The organism is Saccharomonospora xinjiangensis XJ-54, assembly GCF_000258175.1.
Classification (GTDB): domain Bacteria; phylum Actinomycetota; class Actinomycetes; order Mycobacteriales; family Pseudonocardiaceae; genus Saccharomonospora; species Saccharomonospora xinjiangensis.
This window is the reverse complement of the sequence record NZ_JH636049.1, coordinates 4,048,927-4,067,432: the sequence shown is the minus strand read 5'-3', so window position 1 is coordinate 4,067,432 and position 18,506 is coordinate 4,048,927. Positions and strand designations below refer to the sequence as shown.

The following is an 18,506-nucleotide window of genomic DNA, read 5'->3' as shown; positions in this document are numbered from 1 at the left end:
CCCACATGGCCACGATGCTGTACCGGCTCGGCCGCCTCGCCTTCCGGCGGCGCGGGCTTGTCGTCGTGCTCTGGATACTGGCGCTCGCCGCGGCAGGTGGCGCCGCCGCGACGTCCTCCTCGACGGCATCCACCACGATCTCCATTCCTGGAACGGAGGCGCAGCAAGCCTTCGAACTGCTGGAGGACCGGTTCCCCGGCACCAGTCCCGACGGCGCCACCGCACGCATGGTGTTCCAGGCACCGGACGGCGAACGCCTCACCGACCCCGGACACCGCGCCACCATCGGCGGCATCGTCGCCGACCTCGCCACCGGGTCGCAGGTCCAGCAGGCCGTTGACCCGTTCCAAGCCAAGACCGTCAACCGCGAAGCCACGATCGCCTACACGCGGATCACCTACGACGGCACCGCGTTCGAACTCACCGACGACACCCGCGACGCGCTGGAGGCCGCCGCCGTCGAGGGACGGAAGGCCGGGCTCACCGTGGAGATCGGCGGGGACGCGCTGATGACACTCCCCGAGACCGGTGCGGCCGAGGTCATCGGGGTGATCATCGCGGCTGTCGTGCTACTGGTGACCTTCGGTTCGATCGTCGCGGCGGGCCTGCCGCTGGGCACCGCGCTCGCCGGAGTCGGGATCAGCGTGTCCGTCATCACGGTGCTGACGCAGATGCTGGAACTCGACAGCACCACGCCGATCCTCGCGACGATGATCGGCCTCGCGGTCGGTATCGACTACTCGCTGTTCATCGTGTCCCGGTACCGCGCCGAACTCGCCGAAGGGCGGGCACCGCTGGACGCGGTCGGGCGCGCGACCGGCACGGCGGGCTCCGCCGTCGTCTTCGCCGGGCTCACCGTGGTGATCGCCCTCGCCGGTCTGGCCGTTGTGGACATTCCGGTGCTCACGAAGATGGGCCTCGCCGCCGCGGGAGCCGTTGTGCTCGCCGTGCTCGTTGCGCTGACCCTCATCCCCGCGCTGATCGGGTTCGCGGGGAAGCGCATCCTGCCGAGACGGCAGCGAAAGGAGGGCGGGAACGCCGACGCGGGCGGCGCGGGCACCCGCTGGGCCAGGTTCGTCCTCCGGCACAAGGTCGCTGTGCTCGTCGTGGGGGTCGCGGGACTCGGTGTGCTCGCCATTCCCGCCGCCGACCTCCAGCTGGGGTTGCCGGACGACAGTGCCAAGCCTGCCGACACGACCCAGCGCAAGGCGTACGACCTCATCGCGGAGGGCTTCGGGCCCGGCGCCAACGGACCGCTCGTGGTCACCGTCGATGCCCGTCACAGCAGCGACCCGCAGGCCGCCGCGACCGCGACCGCGGAAACGCTCAGGGAGCTTCGCAACGTCGCCGCCGTGACCCCCGCCAGGTTCAACCAGGCGGGCGACACCGCGATGATTACGGTCGTTCCCGCGTCAGCGCCGAGCGGCACGGAGACCGAGAATCTCGTGCACGACATCCGCGCCGAGGCCACTGAGGTCGCCGACGCCACCGGCGCCACCGTGCTCGTCACCGGTCAGACTGCGATGGGCATCGACGTGTCGCAGAAGCTGAACGACGCGCTGGTGCCCTACCTGATCCTCGTCGTGGGACTCGCCTTCCTGCTCCTGATGGTCGTCTTCCGGTCCATCCTCGTGCCGCTCAAGGCCGCCCTCGGGTTCCTGCTGTCGGTGATCGCGGCCCTCGGCGCCGTCGTGGCCGTGTTCCAGTGGGGCTGGCTCGCCGAACTCGTCGGCGTCGAACAGACCGGGCCGATCATGAGCCTGATGCCGATCTTTTTGATCGGGCTCGTCTTCGGACTGGCGATGGACTACGAGGTATTCCTCGTCACGCGCATGCGTGAGGCGTACGTCCACGGCGAGAGCCCGCAGGAGTCGATCGTCACGGGATTCCGGCACGGGGCCCGAGTGGTCACCGCCGCCGCGCTGATCATGATCAGCGTCTTCGCCGGATTCGTCGGCTCGTCCGAATCCATGATCAAAGTGATCGGGTTCGGACTGGCGATCGCGGTTCTCTTCGACGCCTTCGTGGTCAGGATGGCCATCGTGCCTGCCGTGCTGGCCGTGCTCGGCAAGGCCGCGTGGTGGATGCCGAGGGCGCTCGACCGGGTACTGCCCAATGTGGACGTCGAAGGTGAACGCCTCCGACACCACCTCGCCGGGCAGTCCGCGAAGTCCGGGGAGCGCGAGGAAGAGCCCGTGGGCAGCCGTTCCTGACGGCCAAGCGGGCAATGGGGTTCGCCTTCGGGGGCGAAGCGGGCCCCAGCCGCATCGCGACGCACGGGGCCGTCTCGCGGTGCGGCACTCAGCACCGGCCCGGCTCCTCAGCGGGAAGCCGGGCCGGTGCTGGGGTCGGAATCGCGAACCGAGGTGTCCTTCGAGGACAGTGCCGGTGACTGTGGAGCGGTCCCAACGAGAGTGAGGAGTTCGTTGGCGAGAGCCGCGATCGACGGCAGCGGGTGCGGGTCACCGTGCACGCTCGGGGGTCAGCCGCCCTCCGTGGCGGGCGTCAGCAGCGCCACACACTCGACGTGGTGGGTCATCGGGAACGCGTCGAACGCCCTCAGCCGGTCGAGCCGGTAGCCCAGCCCCGCGAACGTCGCCACGTCGCGGGCGAGCGCGGCAGGGTCGCAGGCCACGTAGACGACGCGCTCGGGGCCCGCAGCGGCGATGCGTTCCACCACCTCGCGTCCCGCCCCCTTGCGCGGCGGGTCGAGCACGACCACCTGCGGTGAGTCGGTGCGGTCACGCAGCAGCTGTTCCACCTGTCCGCACCGCCACGACACCTGCCGGAGTCCCGCGAGGTTCGCCTTCCCGTCGGACACCGCGCGGCGGCCCGACTCGACGGCGAGCACCCGGCCACGCGGCCCCACCTGCTCCGCGAGCACCGAGGCGAACAATCCCGCTCCCGCGTAGAGGTCCCACGCCCGCGCCCCCGGCGCTGCCTGCGCCCACTCCCCCACGATCCGGGCCAGCGTCTCTGCCGCCTCGGGATGCACCTGCCAGAAACCGTGCGCCGCGATCCGCCACTCCCGGCCGGCGGCGCGCTGCACGGCGATACCGCCACGCTGCTGCTCCGGCCGTCGTCCCCGCCCGGGAAGGCGCCGCACGTGGACCTCGCCGTCGGCGTCCTCGGTGGACTCGATCTCGTCACCGGCCGACCAGGCGTGCGGTAGCACGGCGCCCACGGCGGCGCGCGCGGTGATCGGGCAGTCGGCCAGCGGGACGACACGGTGACTGCGATGGGCCCGCAGACCTGCCCTGCCGTCGTCGTCGGCCACGAACCGCACGCGCGTCCGCCACCGCAGCAACCCGCCTGGCAACTCCTCCACCGTCACAGGAAGGTCCAGACCAGCGAGCCTGCTCAGCTGTTCCGCCACGACCTCGGCCTTCAGCTCGCGTTGTGTCTGCCCACTCGCATGCTGCCAGTCACACCCCCCGCACAGTCCGGGACCGGCCACCGGACACGGCGGCGTGACCCTGCCCTTCGCCGGGGTGAGCACTTCGATCGCATCCGCGCGGCAGAACGACTTCCCCGCGTCCTCGGTCACCTCGGCGAGCACCTGTTCGCCTGGAAGCGCGTGCCGGACGAACACCACCCTGCCGTCCACCCGGGCCACGCAGTGTCCACCGTGGGCGACGGGCCCCACGGTTAGTTCGAGCGTGCGCCCCGTCCAATCCTGCTTCACGAGCGCGACCCCTTCTCCCGTGACCCGGCTGTGGTGTTTCCGGTGTTTCCGGTGTTTCCGGTGTTTCCGCCCGCACCTGAGGCACCGGCATGGAACCCGCGCCGCACGTCGCCTGCCACGGGACGACGACGCCGGCGCGCGGCCCGGGTGGACGCGCGCTGGGACGACTCCAACTGCCACGGCACGCTCGTCACCATCACGCGGGACTGGAACAGCAGCCGGGTCTTCAACCGCAGCGCGCTCTGGTTATGCAGAATCTGCTCCCACCAGCGGCCGACGACGTACTCGGGAATGAACACGGTGACGACGTTACGCGGCTGATCGCCCCTCACCCTGCGGACGTAGTCGAGCACGGGTTTGGTGACCTCCCGGTAGGGCGACTCCACCACCTTCAACGGGATCGAGATCCTGCGCTTCTCCCAGGCTCGCAGCAACGCCCGCGTCTCCTCGTCGTCCACATTGACCGTCACGGCCTCCAGCACGTCCGGCCTCGTCGCCTTGGCATAGGCCAGCGCGCGCAACGCGGGTTTGTGCAGTTGCGAGAGCAACACGATCGCGTGGTTGCGGGCGGGCAGCGTCACCTCCTCGTCGGTCGCCGCGATCTCCGAGGCGACCCTGTCGTAGTGCCTGCGGATGCCCGTCATGAGGAAGTAGAAGAACGCCATGGCCACGAGCGAGATCCACGCGCCCGCGAGGAACTTCGTGACCAGGATGATGAGCAGCACTGACGCCGTCATCGCCAGACCGACGGCGTTGACGAGCTGGGCCCTGCGCATGCGCGCCCTCGCGGCAGGATCGGTCTCGTCGCGCAGCTCGCGCTGCCAGTGCCGGATCATGCCGCTCTGGCTTGCCACGAACGCCATGAAGACACCGACGATGTAGAGGTGGATCAGGGCCGTCACCTGGGCCTCGAACACGATGACGAGCACGATGGCGAACCCGGCCAGCACCAGGATGCCGTTGCTGAAGGCCAGCCGGTCACCCCGCGTGTGCAACTGGCGGGGCAGGAAGCGGTCCTGCGACAGGATCGAGCCCAGCACGGGGAAACCGTTGAACGCCGTGTTGGCCGCGAACACGAGCACGAGCCCTGTGAAGAAGATGACGTACCAGGTGCCCGGAGTGAACTCCGAGAACACGGCTCCGGCGACCTGGGCGACCAGCGTCTTCTGCTCGTAGCCCTCCGGCGCGTTGACCAGTTGCCGCTGCGGGTCCTCGGCCATGACCACACCGCTGGCGTCGGCGAGGAACAGCAGCCCGAGGAACATCGGGATCGCGAGCAGTCCCATCAGCAGCAGTGTCGTTGCCGCGTTGCGACCGCGGGGCTTGCGGAAAGCCGGGACACCGTTGGCGATTGCCTCGACACCGGTGAGGGCAGCGCTGCCCGAGGAGAACGCGCGCAGTAGGAGGAACGCGAACGCCAGCCCGGTGAGCTGGTCCGGATCTTCCGCGAGGCGAAGGCCCGCGCTCTCGGCGCGCAACTCGTCACCGAAGACGAACGTGCGGATCACGCCCCACACGATCATGCCGAGGATACCTGCCACGAAGGCGTAGACGGGAATCGCGAACACGGTGCCCGACTCCCTGACCCCGCGCAGGTTCATGGCCGCAAGCACGATGATGGCGACCACGGCGAACTCGACCTTGTGATCACCCACGAAGGGAACGGCCGACCCGATCGTGGCCGCGGCCGAGGCGATCGACACCGCCACCGTGAGCACATAGTCCACCAGCAACGCCGCGCCGACGGCGAGACCGATCCTCGTTCCGTGGTTGGCCGTGGCGACGGCATAGGCGCCGCCGCCCGAGGTGTAGGCGCGCACGTTCTGCCGGTAGCCCGCGATCACCACCGCCATGACCAGCGCGACGATCACCCCGATCCACGGGCTGTAGACGTAGGCGGACGCTCCTGCCACCGAGAGCATGAGCAGGATCTCCTCCGGCGCGTACGCGACCGAGGACATCGGGTCGGAGGCGAACACGGGCAGCGCGATCCGCTTGGGCAGCAACGTGCGCGGCAGGCGGTCACTGCGGAAGGGTCTGCCCAGCAGAATGCGCTTCGTCGCCGTGGCGAACTTGGACACGGCTGGAGCGTAATGCCCGGCGAGTCCCGCCGTGTGACAGGCTGCGGACGCCTGGGGCGACCCGAAACCCGGGGTTACCGACCGGGCAGCCCGTGACCCCGCGCCGGGGGTAGGTTGAGCGGTGACGCGAGTCGAGACGCCGACCCGCCCCGGGCGGCGAGGAGGAGAGCAGCGTGCACGTGGTGATCATGGGTTGCGGCCGGGTCGGCGCATCCCTCGCAGCGGCCCTTGAGCGGCTGGGACACGACGTCGCGGTGATCGACAAGCAACGGGAGTCGTTCCGCCGTCTCGGCCCCCATTTCCACGGCCAGCAGGTGCTCGGCATGGGCTTCGACAGGGACGTCCTCGTGGAGGCGGGCATCGAGAAAGCCGGTGCCTTCGCCGCCGTGTCCAGCGGCGACAACTCCAACATCATCTCCGCGAGGGTGGCGCGGGAGACCTTCGGCGTCGAACACGTCGTGGCACGGATCTACGACTCCAAGCGGGCCGCCGTCTACGAACGGCTCGGCATCCCCACCGTCGCCACGGTCCCGTGGACCACCGACCGGTTCCTGCGCACGCTCCTGCCCGAGGGGACGGCGACGTCGTGGCGGGAACCCACCGGCACCGTCGCTCTGCTCCAGCTTCCGCTGCATGAGGAGTGGATCGGGCACAGCGTCCGGCAGCTCGAATCCGCGACGGACTGCCGGGTCGCCTTCATCATGAGGTTCGGGACGGGTGTCCTTCCCGACTCGAAAACCGTGCTTCAGGCCGACGACGTCGTCTACGTGGCGGCGCTGTCCGGCACCATCACCGACGTCACCAGTGTGGCCGCCCGGCCGCCGCAGGAGGAGAGCTGATGCGGGTCGCGATCGCGGGTGCGGGTGCGGTGGGCCGCTCCATCGCGTCGGAACTCGTCGAGTCAGGGCACACCGTCATGCTGATCGAGCGGCAGTCCCAGCAGTTCCTCCCCGAGACCGTCGAGCAGGCCGACTGGGTTCTCGGCGACGCGTGCGAGGTCTCCACGCTGGAGGACTCCGGTCTGCAGTTGTGCGACGTCGTCATCGCGGCCACGGGTGACGACAAGGTGAATCTGGTGGTGGCCCTTCTGGCGAAGACGGAATTCGCCGTGCGCCGCGTCGTGGCCAGGGTGAACAACCCCGCCAACGAATGGTTGTTCACCGAGAGCTGGGGTGTGGACGTCGCCGTCTCCACCCCGCGCATGCTGGCCGCGATGGTGGAGGAGGCCGTCAACGTCGGCGATCTCGTGCGGCTCATGACCTTCCGTCAGGGACAGGCGAACCTGGTGGAGATGACACTGCCCCAGGACACCCCGGTGGCAGGCAAGGCGGTGCGGGAGCTGGCCCTGCCCCGCGACGCCGCGCTCGTCGCCATCCTGCGAGGAGAGCGGGTCATCGTTCCCCAGCCGGACGACCCGCTCGAACCGGGCGACGAGCTGCTGTTCGTGTCGTCAACCGACACCGAACCCGACATCCGCCGGGCGCTCGGTGTGCGGGGGAACGGCATCGAAGGCAGCTGAGGCGCCAGGGCCGGTGCTCTGAACGCGGCGCCCTACGTCACCACACCGCATCGATACCCGAGGTGGCAGCGACAGACCGGCCGGTTCGGCGTCGCGGCCTCTGCCGCCGGTACGGCGCGGTGGCGTCGGTACGTCGGTGCGTCGGTGGGGCGCGGTGATGTGCCTCGGTGTGGGCGCAGGGGATGTGCCGTGGCCGCGGCACCGAGGCGAGGGGTGCTACGCCTGACTCGCCGGTGGCCTGCCGTACTTGACCCGCAGCCGTGCCTCGACCTCGGCGTCGGTCTCGACCGGTTTCTCGGCCGCCAGCTCCTTGAGCCTGCGGTCGGACCGCCGGACCGCCCACACCACGACGAGCAGCGCCAGCCCGTACAGCGGGTAACCCATCGCGATCTTGGCGAAGGCCAGCCACCCTGTCAGGTCCTCGTCGTAGAGCCAGCGCTGCACCACGAATCGCGCCGCGAACACCCCGGCCAGCGCGAGCGTGGCGATGTCGTAGCCGAGGCGGGAGTATTTGTCCTTGCGCCAGTCCATGCCGCTGCCGGTGAGCAGGTTCCACACCACACCCGCGAGCGGCCACCTGACCACGACGGACCCGGCGAGCACCACGAAATACACCAGACTCGTCCAGATACCGAACAGGAAGAAGCCCTTCGCGGACCCGGTCCGGTAGGCGAGGAAGGCGGCGACACCGACGGCGAACAACCCGGAGATCGCGGGCTGGATCGGCTCTTTGCGCACCAGGCGGACCACGGCGATCGCCACCGCGCTGCCCACCGCGCTCCAGATGGCCGCCGTCAGTCCGAAGACTGAGTTGGCGAGCACGAACACCACGACCGGCAGCGACGAATACAGCAGGCCCGACACTCCACCCATCTGGTCGAGCATGGTGGGGGCGGCCTCGCGCGAGTTCGAGTCCGGTGAGTCCTCTCTCCCGAGGCCGTTCTCGGCGGGCTCGGTGCCGTCTTCGGTGCCGCCGTCGGATCGAGGTCGCTCGGAATGCTCAGTCACGCGGGGATACTCTCACTTGGTCGGCTGCAACAGTTCGTAGTACGGGTTGTACAGCACCTTGTGGCCGTCGCGCTCGGCGAGCCTGCCCCGCGCCTTGATGGTGCGGCCCGGCTCGATACCGGGGATGCGGCGCCGTCCCAGCCACACGAGCGTCACGTCGTCCGTGCCGTCGAACAACTCCGCCTCCAGCGTGGCGGCCGCGCTTCCTGGACACAAGTCCACACTGCGCAGCCTGCCGAGCACGGTCACTTCCTCGCCCGAACGGCAGTCGCACGCCCTGCGCGCTCCCCCTGCCTCGGAGCGCTGCGTGAGGTCGTCGGCGTCGAGTTCGTCGATGTCACTGGTCAGCTTGCGAACCAACCGGCTGAAATAGCCGCCGTCCTTGGCGGGCATGGCGCCTGCTCCTGTGTCACTCTCGAAAGCCCTGCTGTCCGGGCCCTCACTGCCAGCGTAACCCTGTCCGGGGTAGGGAATCGGACTTCCGCGAGGATCGCAACGTGACCTCGGTTATGCCCACCCGCACGGCCGTGCTCCTGCCCGGCACCGGGTCCGATGAGACCTTTGTCCACGCCGTCTTCGCCCGGCCGCTCGCCTCGTTCGGCGTCATGGTGATCGCACCGCCACCGCCGCCCGGCGACGCCGTCGTGTCCGCCTATCCCGCCCTGCTCGACCGGCTCGCCGACGAGGCGGGACAGCCGCTGCTCGTCGGCGGCGTTTCGCTGGGCGCCCACCTCGCCACCGCGTGGGCCGTGCGCAATCAAGACCGCTGTGCGGGAGTGCTGGCGGCGCTGCCCGCGTGGAACGGCCCCTCGGACGCCGCGCCCGCCGCCGTCGCCGCGAACGCGTCCTCGGATCTGATCGAACGGCACGGCCTCGACACCGCGCTCACACTCGCGACCCGCGACGTCGCACCCTGGCTGGCGGACGAACTCTCCCGTGCGTGGCGGCGTCACGGCGCGGGTCTCGCGGCGAGTCTGCGAGCCGCCGCGAGGCATCCGGCACCCACGCTTGCCGAACTGCGCAGTCTCGGAGTTCCCGTCGGAATCGCGAGCTGCGTGGACGATCCGGTGCACCCGGTCACGGTGGCCACGGCATGGGCCGATGCCCTGCCCCGGTCGGCACTGGTCGAGACCACGCTCGACGCGCTCGGGGCCGACCGCGAAAGTCTCGGCAGGGCCGCGGTGCTGGCGTGGTCGCAAGCCCGATCGCGGGTGCCCGAACCGGACGACGTCACTCGGCCACCGCGACGAAACCCCCGAGACCGATCATGCTGAGCCCTGCGGCGACGCGCTGGCGCACCCGCAGGCGCGGGTTGTTAACGAACCGTACGGAAAGGCTGCCGGCGAACACGGCCACGGCGAGGTCAACGGCAGCGGCCATGGCGACGGCGACGAAACCGAGCAGCGCGAACACCAGCGGAGCCGGGGCCGTTTCGGGATGCACGAAGTGCGGCAGCAGCGCCATGAAGTACAGCGCGGTCTTCGGATTGAGCAGTTCGGCGATCATGCCCTGCGCGAGAGGTGACCTCGCCCAGCGCTTGACCGCGCCATCGGACTCGACGCCGGTGACCGTAGCGTCGATACCGCCCGTTCCGTCGTCGTGGCGTCGCACGATCGCCTGCACACCCAGATACACGAGGTACAGCGCTCCGGCGATCTTGACGACCGTGAACGCGACGGCGGACGTCGCCAGCAACGCCGACAACCCCAGAGCCGCCGCCACGACGTGCACCGAGGCACCCAGTGCGTTGCCGACCACCGACCGCACACCCTCGGAACGGCCGCCCCTCAGACTGCGGGCGAGCACGTAGAGCACACCGGGGCCCGGGCTGAGCGCGAACAACGCGGCTGTGCCGAGGAAGAGCACCCATTCCGCCGACGTGGGCACCGCTTACCTCCCCTGTGAAGGGCCCTGCTGAGCCGGGGCCTGCCTGCTCTTGATGTGGGAGGCGATCGCCTCGGGCAGTGTGATCTGCAACGGCGTCCGCACCGGCATCGGGGCCTGCCCACGATCCACGATCGTGCCGCGCATGATCGCACGCAGCACGTCGGGAGCCCGCGACGCCTCGGACTGCGGGCCCGCGATGACACCGCGCAGCATCCAGCGAGGTCCGTCAACACCGATGAACCTCAACGCCACCTCGCCCACGATGGCCGAGAGCTCCAGACCCCATTCCCCTCGACCGAGCGCCACGCGCGCGCCGTCGGACCTGAGTTGCTCGGCCAGCTCGCCACTGACCTCGCTCCAGAGCCCTCCCGATCTCGGCGCCGCGTACGCGGTGACCGTCACCTGTCCCTGCGCCGTGACGACGTGGACCGCGCGCACCGTGCCGCTCGACTGGTCCATTTCCACCTGCACCTGCGAGCCGTTCGGCACCGGCACCCTGAGGGACCCGAGATCCATCCTCGGCACGCCGTCGTCGGGCGCCTCCGAGATGTCGTAGGGCCCTTCGGCTGGCCTGTCTCCGGCGTCCGCGTCCACTTCGGAAGCCGGATCTCCCTCGGGATCGTGGACCTGGGGCCCCGCGCCGTCGTGGCCGCCGTCAGCCAGGTTCCGTTTCCGTCGTCCGAAAATCCCCACTCAGCTCTCCGTTCCGAGCGCGGCGTGGCCACCCGTCGAGCCGTATCCGCCCGCTCCCCTTGCCGTCTCGTCCAACTGCTCGACCTCGACGAAGTCGGCGCGCTCCACCCGCTGTACCACCAGTTGCGCGATCCGGTCACCTCGCCGCAGCACGATCGGCTCGGCCGGGTCGAGGTTCACGAGACACACCCGGATCTCACCCCGGTACCCGGAGTCGATCGTTCCCGGCGCGTTGACGATCGAGAGTCCCTTCCTCGCCGCGAGCCCCGAACGGGGATGCACGAAACCCGCGTACCCCTCCGGCAACGCGACGGCGACGCCCGTGCCCACCACGACCCGGCTGCCGGGGGCGATACGCACGTCGGACGCCGTCACCAGATCGGCACCCGCGTCCCCGGGATGCGCGTACGACGGCAACGCAATATCAGGATCGATCCGACGGATGAGGACCTGCACGCTGGACACGACTCGCGAGACTACCCTGATGCGGGTGACCGACAGCGCGCACACGCGGACAAAAGCTGATCTTCGGCATGCCGAGCGGCTCACCGTGCCCCTGTGGCACTGGCTCTTGCCGTTGGCAGGCGCCGTCCTCCTGTCGGCTCAGATCCAGTTCGCCTACCCCGCGCTCCCGTCGTGGGCGCCCTACGCGCTGCTGGTGCCGGTGACCGTCACGGCGATTCTCGCCCTCGGCAGGGTGCGGGTCGCGGTGGAAGGCGGCGACGAACCCCAGTTGCGGGTGGGCGAGGCACACCTGCCGTTGCGCTACGTGGCCGCCGTCGATGTGGTGTCGAATCCTGGCAAACGCAAGGCGCTCGGGCCGGAACTGGACCCCGCGGCGTTCTGCGTGCACAAGCCCTGGATCCGCACCATGGTGCGGGTTCACCTCGACGACCCTGACGATCCGGCACCGTGTTGGTTGTTCAGCACCCGCCATCCCGCGAAGCTCGCGGCTCTTCTGACCGGCGACGCGGCGCCGCGAAGCGCGGTGGACTCGGAAAGTTCGCCGGAGTCGCCGGGCACCGACGCACTGAACTGACCCGGCCCCGAGACCCGTCCCCCGGCACGGAACTGTGGAACCCGCACGGCAAGCGGGTGGCCCCTGGACCAAACGCCAGGGGCCACCCGCTTGTCGAACGCATCCCCTCCGGAGAAGTCGATTGCCGACGGCGCACCGCGCGGTTCCCCGGCACCGCGCCGTGGTGACCGGCGCCATCACAGCGCGTCAGTCACCGTCGGTCACCCTCGGCACCCTTGCGGCTCCTGTGCCCTGCGTCCCTGAGACGTCAGGCACAGTCGCGGCAGATGAGCCGCCCGCCGGATTCCTCGGCAAGCCTGCTCCGGTGGTGCACCAGGAAACAGACGGAGCAGGTGAACTCGTCGGCCTGTTTCGGCACGACCTTCACCGTCACGTCCTCACTCGACAACCCGGAGAGGTCGGCGCCGGGGAGTTCGAAGTTCTCCGCCGAAGCGTCCTCATCGACGTCCACGACGCCGGACTGGGTCTCGTTGCGCCTCGCCTTCAGCTCCTCCAACGAGTCCTCCGCCAGCTCGTCGGCTTCGCTGCGGCGCGGAGCGTCGTAGTCGGTCGCCATCTCTCTTTCACCCCTGCGATCAGCTTCGATACGTGTTCGCGGACTTGGCAGGACGCCGCCCGCGAGTTCTTCGTGCCGCTGGTCAACGTTCCAGCGCCCGTGTTTGTGCCCGGAATCCGGCGTGAGTGAGGTCTCTTTCGCGACCTCGCTGTCACCGAGTGGAGCCCGGGAAGGGTAGCCCACCGCCTACCCCGACTCGAAGCTGGTCACCCAAGCCCTAAGATACGTCACCCGACAGGGTTAATACGCTGTGGAGCAGGACTTCCGTCGTTCGGGTTGTGCCGTCGCACCGGTGGCTACACCGGACTCGGCTCGCTTGCCCGGGTCGGCACCGCCGTCGATGCTATCCAGAGGCGGTCGTCGGCGCCGTGTTCACCAGGAGATCATGGTGGTGGGCACTCGGGAAGACCTTTCTCAGGGGACCAACTCAACACGTGAAGGGACGTGCAGGTGGCGGCGGGGACAGGGGGTCGCGCGGGGAACGGCGCGAAGCGGACGGTTCGCCCCTATCGGAAGAGAAAACCGTTGCCCGCGCTCATCTTCATCGGAGTGCTCGGAATCACGGCCATCGTCGTGTGGGTCAACGTGATCACCACCTCCGGCGACATCGCCGAAGCGGTCTCGTGCGATCCGAGACCCACGCCACCCGAGGGCACGACCCTGACACCGCTGCCGTACGACGCGTTGGTGACCACACCACCTGTACCGCCGTCCGAGGTCGAGGTCACGGTGCTCAACGCCAACAACACCAGGGGTGATGCCTCCATCACCACCGAGGCACTGAGGCGGCTGGGGTTCACCCGGATCACCGAGCCCGCCAACGACGAGGTGTACACAGGCAAGATCGTGGCCAGCTGCCACGGGCAGATCCGCTTCGGGCCGGCCGGTGAGCGGGCCGCGCGCACCGTTCACCTCGTCAATCCGTGCCTGGAACTGGTGAAGGACAACCGCGAGGACGCGTCGGTTGACCTGGCGATCGGCACCAACTTCCCCGACGTGAATCCCTCCGAGGCCGCCGTCGAGATCCTCGACACGTTGAAGTCGTGGTCGGATGAGGGCGCCGAGACCGACGAACAATCGGCGGGCTCATCGACCGGCTCCTCGAAGGGCTCCGCGAAGGACAGCGGCCCTGTCATCGACGAGGCGTTGCTCGCCAAGACCTTGCCGGAGCACTGCTGAAACTGCCTTGGGGCCGCGCTGCGGCTGCCGTGCTGGGGTGCCTTGACGGCGCACCCTGGCGCCCGTCAGACCGCGCCGACGCCGCACTCCAGCAGCGCGGCCCTCAGCGGGTCCGCAATGGACGGTGCTGCGGCGAGGATGGTGTCGGCGCCGAGGCCGGGGTCCTGCCCTGGCAGGGCGAGCACGGCTCCTGCCTCCTCGGCGACGAGTGCCCCCGCGGCCCAGTCCCACCGCTTCAGCCCGTGTTCCACATAGGCATCGACCCAGCCCGCGGCAACGGCACACAGGTCGAGTGCTGCGGAACCCTGCCTGCGCAGGTCCCGCACCCTGCCGAGGATGCGCGCCGCGAAGTCCGCCTGCCGTGCCCTGCGCTCGGACCGGTAGGCGAACCCGGTGGCGAGCAGCGACACACCGAGGTCGGTGGGCGCCGAAACCCGTAGCGGTCGCCCGTCGAGCCACGCGCCTTTCCCCCGGGTGGCGGTCCATCGACGTCCCGAAACGGGCTCGACCACGGCGCCCGCGACCGAAACTCCCCCGATCTGCGCGGCGACCGACACAGCGAACCAGGGCAGCCCGTACAGGAAGTTGACGGTGCCGTCGATCGGGTCCACCACCCAGGTCACGCCCTCTTCGCCAAGGTCGAGAGTGGCACCGTGCGTGCCCTCCTCCTCACCCAGCACCGCGTCGTACGGCCTCAACTCGGCGAGCCGCTCGCGCACCAGCCGTTCGGACGCGGTGTCCACCGCCGTCACCACGTCCGTCGCGCTGGTCTTCGTATCGACGGCCACGGTGGCGCCGGTCAACATGGATTCGTAGGCGTCACGAACCAGGTCGGCGGCGTCGGCGGCGACCCGCTCGGCGACGGCGGTCAGATCGAGGTCCGATTCCACTGCTCCCACGCCGACTATGGGATCACATCCGGTTAAAGTCTCGCGCAACGACTTCTGAATCGAGAAGGAAGGGGCCTCCCCCATGACGGCGAACCGTGGGTTCGGCATCGACATCGGCGGCAGTGGCATCAAGGGCGCCCTCGTTGACCTCGACAAGGGCGAGCTGATCGGCGACCGGCTGCGCATCGACACGCCGAAGCCGTCAACGCCGGAGGCTGTGGCCGATGTCGTGGCCGAGATCGTGAGGCACTTCGGCTGGGAGGGACCGGTCGGCATCACGCTGCCCGCTGTCGTCAAGCGGGGCGTCGCCCACACCGCGGCCAACATCGACCCGAGCTGGGTCGGCCTCGACGCCGATGCCCTGTTCGCCGAGCGGCTTGGGCGTGACACAGCGGGTATCGCGATGCTGAACGACGCCGACGCCGCCGGGATGGCCGAGATGCGGTTCGGCGACCCCGTCGCGCGGAAAGGCGTCGTCGCGCTGCTCACATTCGGCACGGGCATCGGAAGCGCTCTGTTCCAGAACGGCTCCCTCATGCCCAACACCGAGTTCGGGCACATCGAGATCGACGGGCACGACGCGGAGAAGAAGGCGGCGGCCTCGGCGAAGGATAACGAGGGCCTCTCCTACCCCGATTGGGCCAAGCGTGTCAATCGTTATCTGACCGTGTTGGAGAACCTCATCTGGCCGGATCTGTTCATCGTGGGTGGCGGCGTGAGCAAGAAGTCGCACAAGTGGGTGCCGCTGCTGGACATCCGGACACCCGTCATCACGGCATCGCTGCTGAACAACGCGGGGATCGTCGGCGCGGCCGCCGCCGCGAAGGAGGGGCTCGCCCACTGAGCCCCTGCCTTCTTCCGCGCCGAGAACGCCGAAGGGTGCCAACGCTCCTCGGCGCGGAAAACCGGCGACGAAAGATGATCGCGGGTGCGACCTGCGCCCCTGGCGTCGTTACAATGGAACACGGCTCTCGGCTGCGGGAGACAAAACCGCAGGCCGGGGCGAGTTCCCCGAACCTGAGGCAGCCGGGACCCCACGTCTCGGTTCGTCGTGACCGACCGCTGCGAAAGGGCGTACGTGGCAGCCGCAAAGACCGCAACCCGAAGCGGGACGAAGACAACGAGCGCCGCCGAACCGACGACTGCCGACGAGACCACGGCGGCCGTGGGCGGAACGGCCACGCCGGAAACGAAGTCGTCGGGTCGCAAGACAGCCGCGAAGAAGGCTCCCGCGAAGTCCGCGAAGACCACCCGGACCCGCAAGACCAAGTCCGACGCCAAGACCACCGGGTCGAAGACCGCGGCAAAGGGCAAGGCCAAGACGTCGTCCGAGGAAGGCGAGGACATCGACGCCGCCGAGCTCGAGGACGTCGATCTCTCCGATCTCGATGTGGATGCCGTCGAGGTGGACGTCGTCGATGCCACCGTGACGGAGGAGCCTGAGTCCGAGGATTCCTCGCGCAACGACCCCGACTTCGTCTGGGACGAGGAGGAGTCCGAGGCGCTGCGTCAGGCTCGCAAGGACGCCGAACTCACCGCGTCCGCCGACTCAGTGCGCGCCTACCTGAAGCAGATCGGCAAGGTCGCGCTGCTCAACGCGGAGGAGGAGGTCGAACTCGCGAAGCGCATCGAGGCCGGTCTCTACGCCGCCGAGCGCCTTCGTGTGGCCGAGGAGGAGGGCGAGAAGCTCTCCACGCAGATGCGCCGCGACCTCAAGTGGATCGTGCGCGACGGCGAGCGGGCCAAGAGCCACCTGCTTGAGGCCAACCTGCGGCTCGTGGTGTCGCTGGCGAAGCGCTACACCGGGCGTGGGATGGCGTTCCTCGACCTCATCCAGGAAGGCAACCTCGGCCTGATCCGCGCGGTCGAGAAGTTCGACTACACCAAGGGCTTCAAGTTCTCCACCTACGCGACGTGGTGGATCAGGCAGGCCATCACCAGGGCCATGGCCGACCAGGCCCGCACCATCCGCATCCCGGTGCACATGGTGGAGGTCATCAACAAGCTCGGCCGCATCCAGCGCGAACTGCTCCAGGACCTCGGCCGCGAGCCCACTCCCGAGGAACTCGCCAAGGAGATGGACATCTCCCCCGAGAAGGTCCTCGAGATCCAGCAGTACGCCCGCGAACCGATCTCGCTCGATCAGACGATCGGCGACGAGGGCGACTCGCAGCTCGGCGACTTCATCGAGGACAGCGAGGCCGTCGTGGCCGTGGACGCCGTGTCGTTCACTCTGCTCCAGGACCAGTTGCAGTCGGTGTTGCAGACGTTGTCGGAGCGTGAGGCCGGCGTGGTGCGGCTGCGTTTCGGGCTCACCGACGGCCAGCCGAGGACGCTGGATGAGATCGGCCAGGTCTACGGCGTGACGCGAGAGCGGATCAGGCAGATCGAGTCCAAGACGATGTCGAAGCTGCGCCACCCGTCGCGGTCGCAGGTGCTGCGCGACTACCTGGACTGAGACGACCGATCGTTTCCGGCCTTACGCCGGTGTACGGGGCCGGGGGATCTTCTCCCGGCCCCGTACTCATGTCCGGAGTCCGCGTGCTCGCCCGCCCCTGATCGTGCCCGATCCCAGTGCCACACCGGCCACGACGGCGAGAATCCCGAGCGTCTCCACGAGCGCGGGTACCTGGCCGAGCACCACGAACCCGACGACGGCCGCTGTCACGGGCAGCAGGGCGAGCAGGAGCGCGAACCGGGCCTGCCCGGCCCTGCGGAGCACGACCTGGTCGAGCGCGTAGGGAACGACCGTGGACAGCAGGCCCATTCCCACGGCCGACGCGAGCAGGCCGGGCTCGCTCCACACTGCCGTCGTGTGCACCGCCAGTGGTGAGAGGGCCACCGTGGCGACGGCGCAACCGACCGCGAGACCGTCCACGCCGTTCCCGGCGAGGGCGACCCTTGTGCCCAGCACGATGTAGGCCGCCCAGGCCGCAGCCGCACCGAGGGCGTAAGCCACCCCAGCGGGACTGCCCTCCCACTGCACGTCCGCGATGAGGAACACGCCGGCGACGACGCCCGCGAGGGCGGCGATGTCCCGCGCTCCCCGCGAGCCGAGTGCGGCGACGACCACGGGCCCGGCGAACTCGATCGCCACCCCTGTGCCCAGCGGCAGCCGCGCGATCGCCTCGTAGAACAACACGTTCATCCCGGCTGTGACGACCCCGAAGGTGCCTGCCAGTAGCAGCGGCCTTCCCCGCCACGCCGCTCGCCCCGGCCTGCGCCACAGCAGCAGGATCAGCGCCGCGCCGACGCATCGCAGCCACGCAACCCCCGCCGGTGAGGCGACCTCGAACAGCCCGACGGCGAGCGCCGCGCCGACGTACATCGAAATTCCGCTGAGAACGAACAAGGCCGGCGCGGGAACCCGGTCCAGCACCCCGTTGTCCGTGGAGATCGTCACCCCTCAAATACTGCCTGACCACCGCAAACAGAGTCTCCAACCGGGTGCCGCACGACGTGGAGCAGCACGTTGCGACATTCGGGTCAATCCGGGGTGAGGTGGCTCCCACGGCGCCGGGGAACACTTGCGGGAGCCGAAACGTCTGCAAGAGTGGAGGCTGCGAGCCACCGCGCTCGGCGGTAGGTAGGTCCGACCAGGGTGGTCGCGGCGCAACGATGGCATCGGCTGGCGATGCCGGGACGGAGGGAGACTCCTATGGCAACCACGACGCTCACCCGCCCCGAACTGACCGCTGCGGACCGTTGTGACCGTTGCGGAGCAGCCGCACAGATGCGCGCCGTTCTCCCGAGCGGTGGAGAGCTGTTGTTCTGTGGTCACCACGGCCGTGAGTACGAGGCCAAGCTGAAGGAGCTGGACGCCGACATCCAGCGCTGAGGCCGTCGCCCAGCCGACACGGAAAGTGAGTTGGGGCGGGGATCCCGAGCCGGGGTCCCCGCCCCGTTGTCATATCGAGGGCCTCGGCAGGCCCGGAATCCACAGGGAGACGACTTCGGCCCGCCTACCGG

General features: G+C 69.3%; 19 protein-coding genes. 9 read left to right on the top strand and 10 right to left on the bottom strand.

Annotated features, from left to right (window positions below):
• Positions 1 to 5 precede the first annotated feature (5 nt).
• On the top strand, positions 6 to 2,213 hold the full coding sequence (locus SACXIDRAFT_RS18455; RefSeq protein WP_006240167.1) for an MMPL family transporter: 2,208 nt from the start codon (positions 6 to 8) through the stop codon (positions 2,211 to 2,213).
• 269 nt (positions 2,214 to 2,482) lie between these two features.
• On the opposite strand, the gene SACXIDRAFT_RS18450 is transcribed toward SACXIDRAFT_RS18455, so the two are convergent.
• Positions 2,483 to 3,685, bottom strand: a complete 1,203-nt coding sequence (locus tag SACXIDRAFT_RS18450) for a class I SAM-dependent RNA methyltransferase (RefSeq protein WP_006240166.1) — start codon at positions 3,683 to 3,685, stop codon at positions 2,483 to 2,485.
• A complete protein-coding gene (locus SACXIDRAFT_RS18445; protein ID WP_006240165.1) occupies positions 3,682 to 5,766 on the bottom strand; it encodes an APC family permease in 2,085 nt (694 codons plus the stop codon). Before SACXIDRAFT_RS18445 ends, SACXIDRAFT_RS18450 begins: the two co-directional genes overlap by 4 nt.
• A gap of 173 nt (positions 5,767 to 5,939) precedes the next feature.
• Here SACXIDRAFT_RS18445 and SACXIDRAFT_RS18440 point away from each other — a divergent pair, with 173 nt between their 5' ends.
• Positions 5,940 to 6,605, top strand: coding sequence for a potassium channel family protein (locus tag SACXIDRAFT_RS18440; RefSeq protein ID WP_006240164.1), 666 nt, complete (start codon positions 5,940 to 5,942; stop codon positions 6,603 to 6,605).
• Positions 6,605 to 7,285: a potassium channel family protein gene (locus SACXIDRAFT_RS18435; RefSeq protein ID WP_006240163.1), complete on the top strand. Its 681-nt coding sequence runs from the start codon at positions 6,605 to 6,607 to the stop codon at positions 7,283 to 7,285. Before SACXIDRAFT_RS18440 ends, SACXIDRAFT_RS18435 begins: the two co-directional genes overlap by 1 nt.
• Positions 7,286 to 7,501: 216 nt before the next feature.
• Here the strand turns inward: SACXIDRAFT_RS18435 and SACXIDRAFT_RS18430 are convergent, their stop codons facing one another.
• On the bottom strand, positions 7,502 to 8,293 hold the full coding sequence (locus SACXIDRAFT_RS18430; RefSeq protein ID WP_006240161.1) for a DUF3159 domain-containing protein: 792 nt from the start codon (positions 8,291 to 8,293) through the stop codon (positions 7,502 to 7,504).
• A gap of 12 nt (positions 8,294 to 8,305) precedes the next feature.
• Positions 8,306 to 8,686 carry an OB-fold nucleic acid binding domain-containing protein gene (locus tag SACXIDRAFT_RS18425; protein WP_006240160.1) on the bottom strand — a complete coding sequence of 127 codons (381 nt, stop codon included), beginning with the start codon at positions 8,684 to 8,686 and terminating at the stop codon, positions 8,306 to 8,308.
• Positions 8,687 to 8,790: 104 nt separating this feature from the next.
• On the opposite strand from SACXIDRAFT_RS18425, the gene SACXIDRAFT_RS18420 reads away from it, so the two are divergent.
• Positions 8,791 to 9,567, top strand: coding sequence for an alpha/beta hydrolase (locus tag SACXIDRAFT_RS18420; RefSeq protein ID WP_006240158.1), 777 nt, complete (start codon positions 8,791 to 8,793; stop codon positions 9,565 to 9,567).
• Here the strand turns inward: SACXIDRAFT_RS18420 and SACXIDRAFT_RS18415 are convergent.
• Genes SACXIDRAFT_RS18415 through dut form a run of 3 tightly spaced genes read right to left on the bottom strand, consistent with a single transcriptional unit; the run spans position 9,524 to position 11,329 of the window.
• Positions 9,524 to 10,180 carry a LysE family translocator gene (locus SACXIDRAFT_RS18415; protein WP_006240157.1) on the bottom strand — a complete coding sequence of 219 codons (657 nt, stop codon included), beginning with the start codon at positions 10,178 to 10,180 and terminating at the stop codon, positions 9,524 to 9,526. The two genes, SACXIDRAFT_RS18420 and SACXIDRAFT_RS18415, sit on opposite strands and share 44 nt — an antisense overlap.
• Positions 10,181 to 10,183: 3 nt before the next feature.
• A complete protein-coding gene (locus SACXIDRAFT_RS18410) occupies positions 10,184 to 10,873 on the bottom strand; it encodes a DUF3710 domain-containing protein (protein ID WP_006240155.1) in 690 nt (229 codons plus the stop codon).
• A complete protein-coding gene (dut, locus tag SACXIDRAFT_RS18405; protein ID WP_006240154.1) occupies positions 10,874 to 11,329 on the bottom strand; it encodes a dUTP diphosphatase in 456 nt (151 codons plus the stop codon).
• Positions 11,330 to 11,357: 28 nt separating this feature from the next.
• Here dut and SACXIDRAFT_RS18400 point away from each other — a divergent pair, with 28 nt between their 5' ends.
• Positions 11,358 to 11,912: a DUF3093 domain-containing protein gene (locus SACXIDRAFT_RS18400; protein WP_006240153.1), complete on the top strand. Its 555-nt coding sequence runs from the start codon at positions 11,358 to 11,360 to the stop codon at positions 11,910 to 11,912.
• 247 nt (positions 11,913 to 12,159) lie between these two features.
• On the opposite strand, the gene SACXIDRAFT_RS18395 is transcribed toward SACXIDRAFT_RS18400, so the two are convergent.
• A complete protein-coding gene (locus tag SACXIDRAFT_RS18395) occupies positions 12,160 to 12,468 on the bottom strand; it encodes a DUF4193 domain-containing protein (protein WP_005457612.1) in 309 nt (102 codons plus the stop codon).
• Positions 12,469 to 12,918: 450 nt separating this feature from the next.
• On the opposite strand from SACXIDRAFT_RS18395, the gene cei reads away from it, so the two are divergent.
• Positions 12,919 to 13,647, top strand: coding sequence for an envelope integrity protein Cei (cei, locus tag SACXIDRAFT_RS18390; protein ID WP_006240152.1), 729 nt, complete (start codon positions 12,919 to 12,921; stop codon positions 13,645 to 13,647).
• A 65-nt stretch (positions 13,648 to 13,712) separates the two neighbouring features.
• Here the strand turns inward: cei and SACXIDRAFT_RS18385 are convergent, their stop codons facing one another.
• Positions 13,713 to 14,537, bottom strand: coding sequence for an inositol monophosphatase family protein (locus tag SACXIDRAFT_RS18385; RefSeq protein ID WP_006240151.1), 825 nt, complete (start codon positions 14,535 to 14,537; stop codon positions 13,713 to 13,715).
• A gap of 82 nt (positions 14,538 to 14,619) precedes the next feature.
• Here SACXIDRAFT_RS18385 and ppgK point away from each other — a divergent pair, with 82 nt between their 5' ends.
• Both ppgK and SACXIDRAFT_RS18375 read left to right on the top strand, forming a co-directional pair.
• On the top strand, positions 14,620 to 15,381 hold the full coding sequence (gene ppgK / locus SACXIDRAFT_RS18380) for a polyphosphate--glucose phosphotransferase (RefSeq protein WP_006240150.1): 762 nt from the start codon (positions 14,620 to 14,622) through the stop codon (positions 15,379 to 15,381).
• A gap of 234 nt (positions 15,382 to 15,615) precedes the next feature.
• On the top strand, positions 15,616 to 16,995 hold the full coding sequence (locus SACXIDRAFT_RS18375; RefSeq protein WP_198284327.1) for an RNA polymerase sigma factor: 1,380 nt from the start codon (positions 15,616 to 15,618) through the stop codon (positions 16,993 to 16,995).
• Positions 16,996 to 17,061: 66 nt separating this feature from the next.
• Here the strand turns inward: SACXIDRAFT_RS18375 and SACXIDRAFT_RS18370 are convergent, their stop codons facing one another.
• A complete protein-coding gene (locus tag SACXIDRAFT_RS18370) occupies positions 17,062 to 17,865 on the bottom strand; it encodes an EamA family transporter (RefSeq protein ID WP_085978692.1) in 804 nt (267 codons plus the stop codon).
• A 330-nt stretch (positions 17,866 to 18,195) separates the two neighbouring features.
• On the opposite strand from SACXIDRAFT_RS18370, the gene SACXIDRAFT_RS18365 reads away from it, so the two are divergent.
• On the top strand, positions 18,196 to 18,375 hold the full coding sequence (locus SACXIDRAFT_RS18365; RefSeq protein ID WP_006240147.1) for a DUF7455 domain-containing protein: 180 nt from the start codon (positions 18,196 to 18,198) through the stop codon (positions 18,373 to 18,375).
• Positions 18,376 to 18,506: the final 131 nt, after the last annotated feature.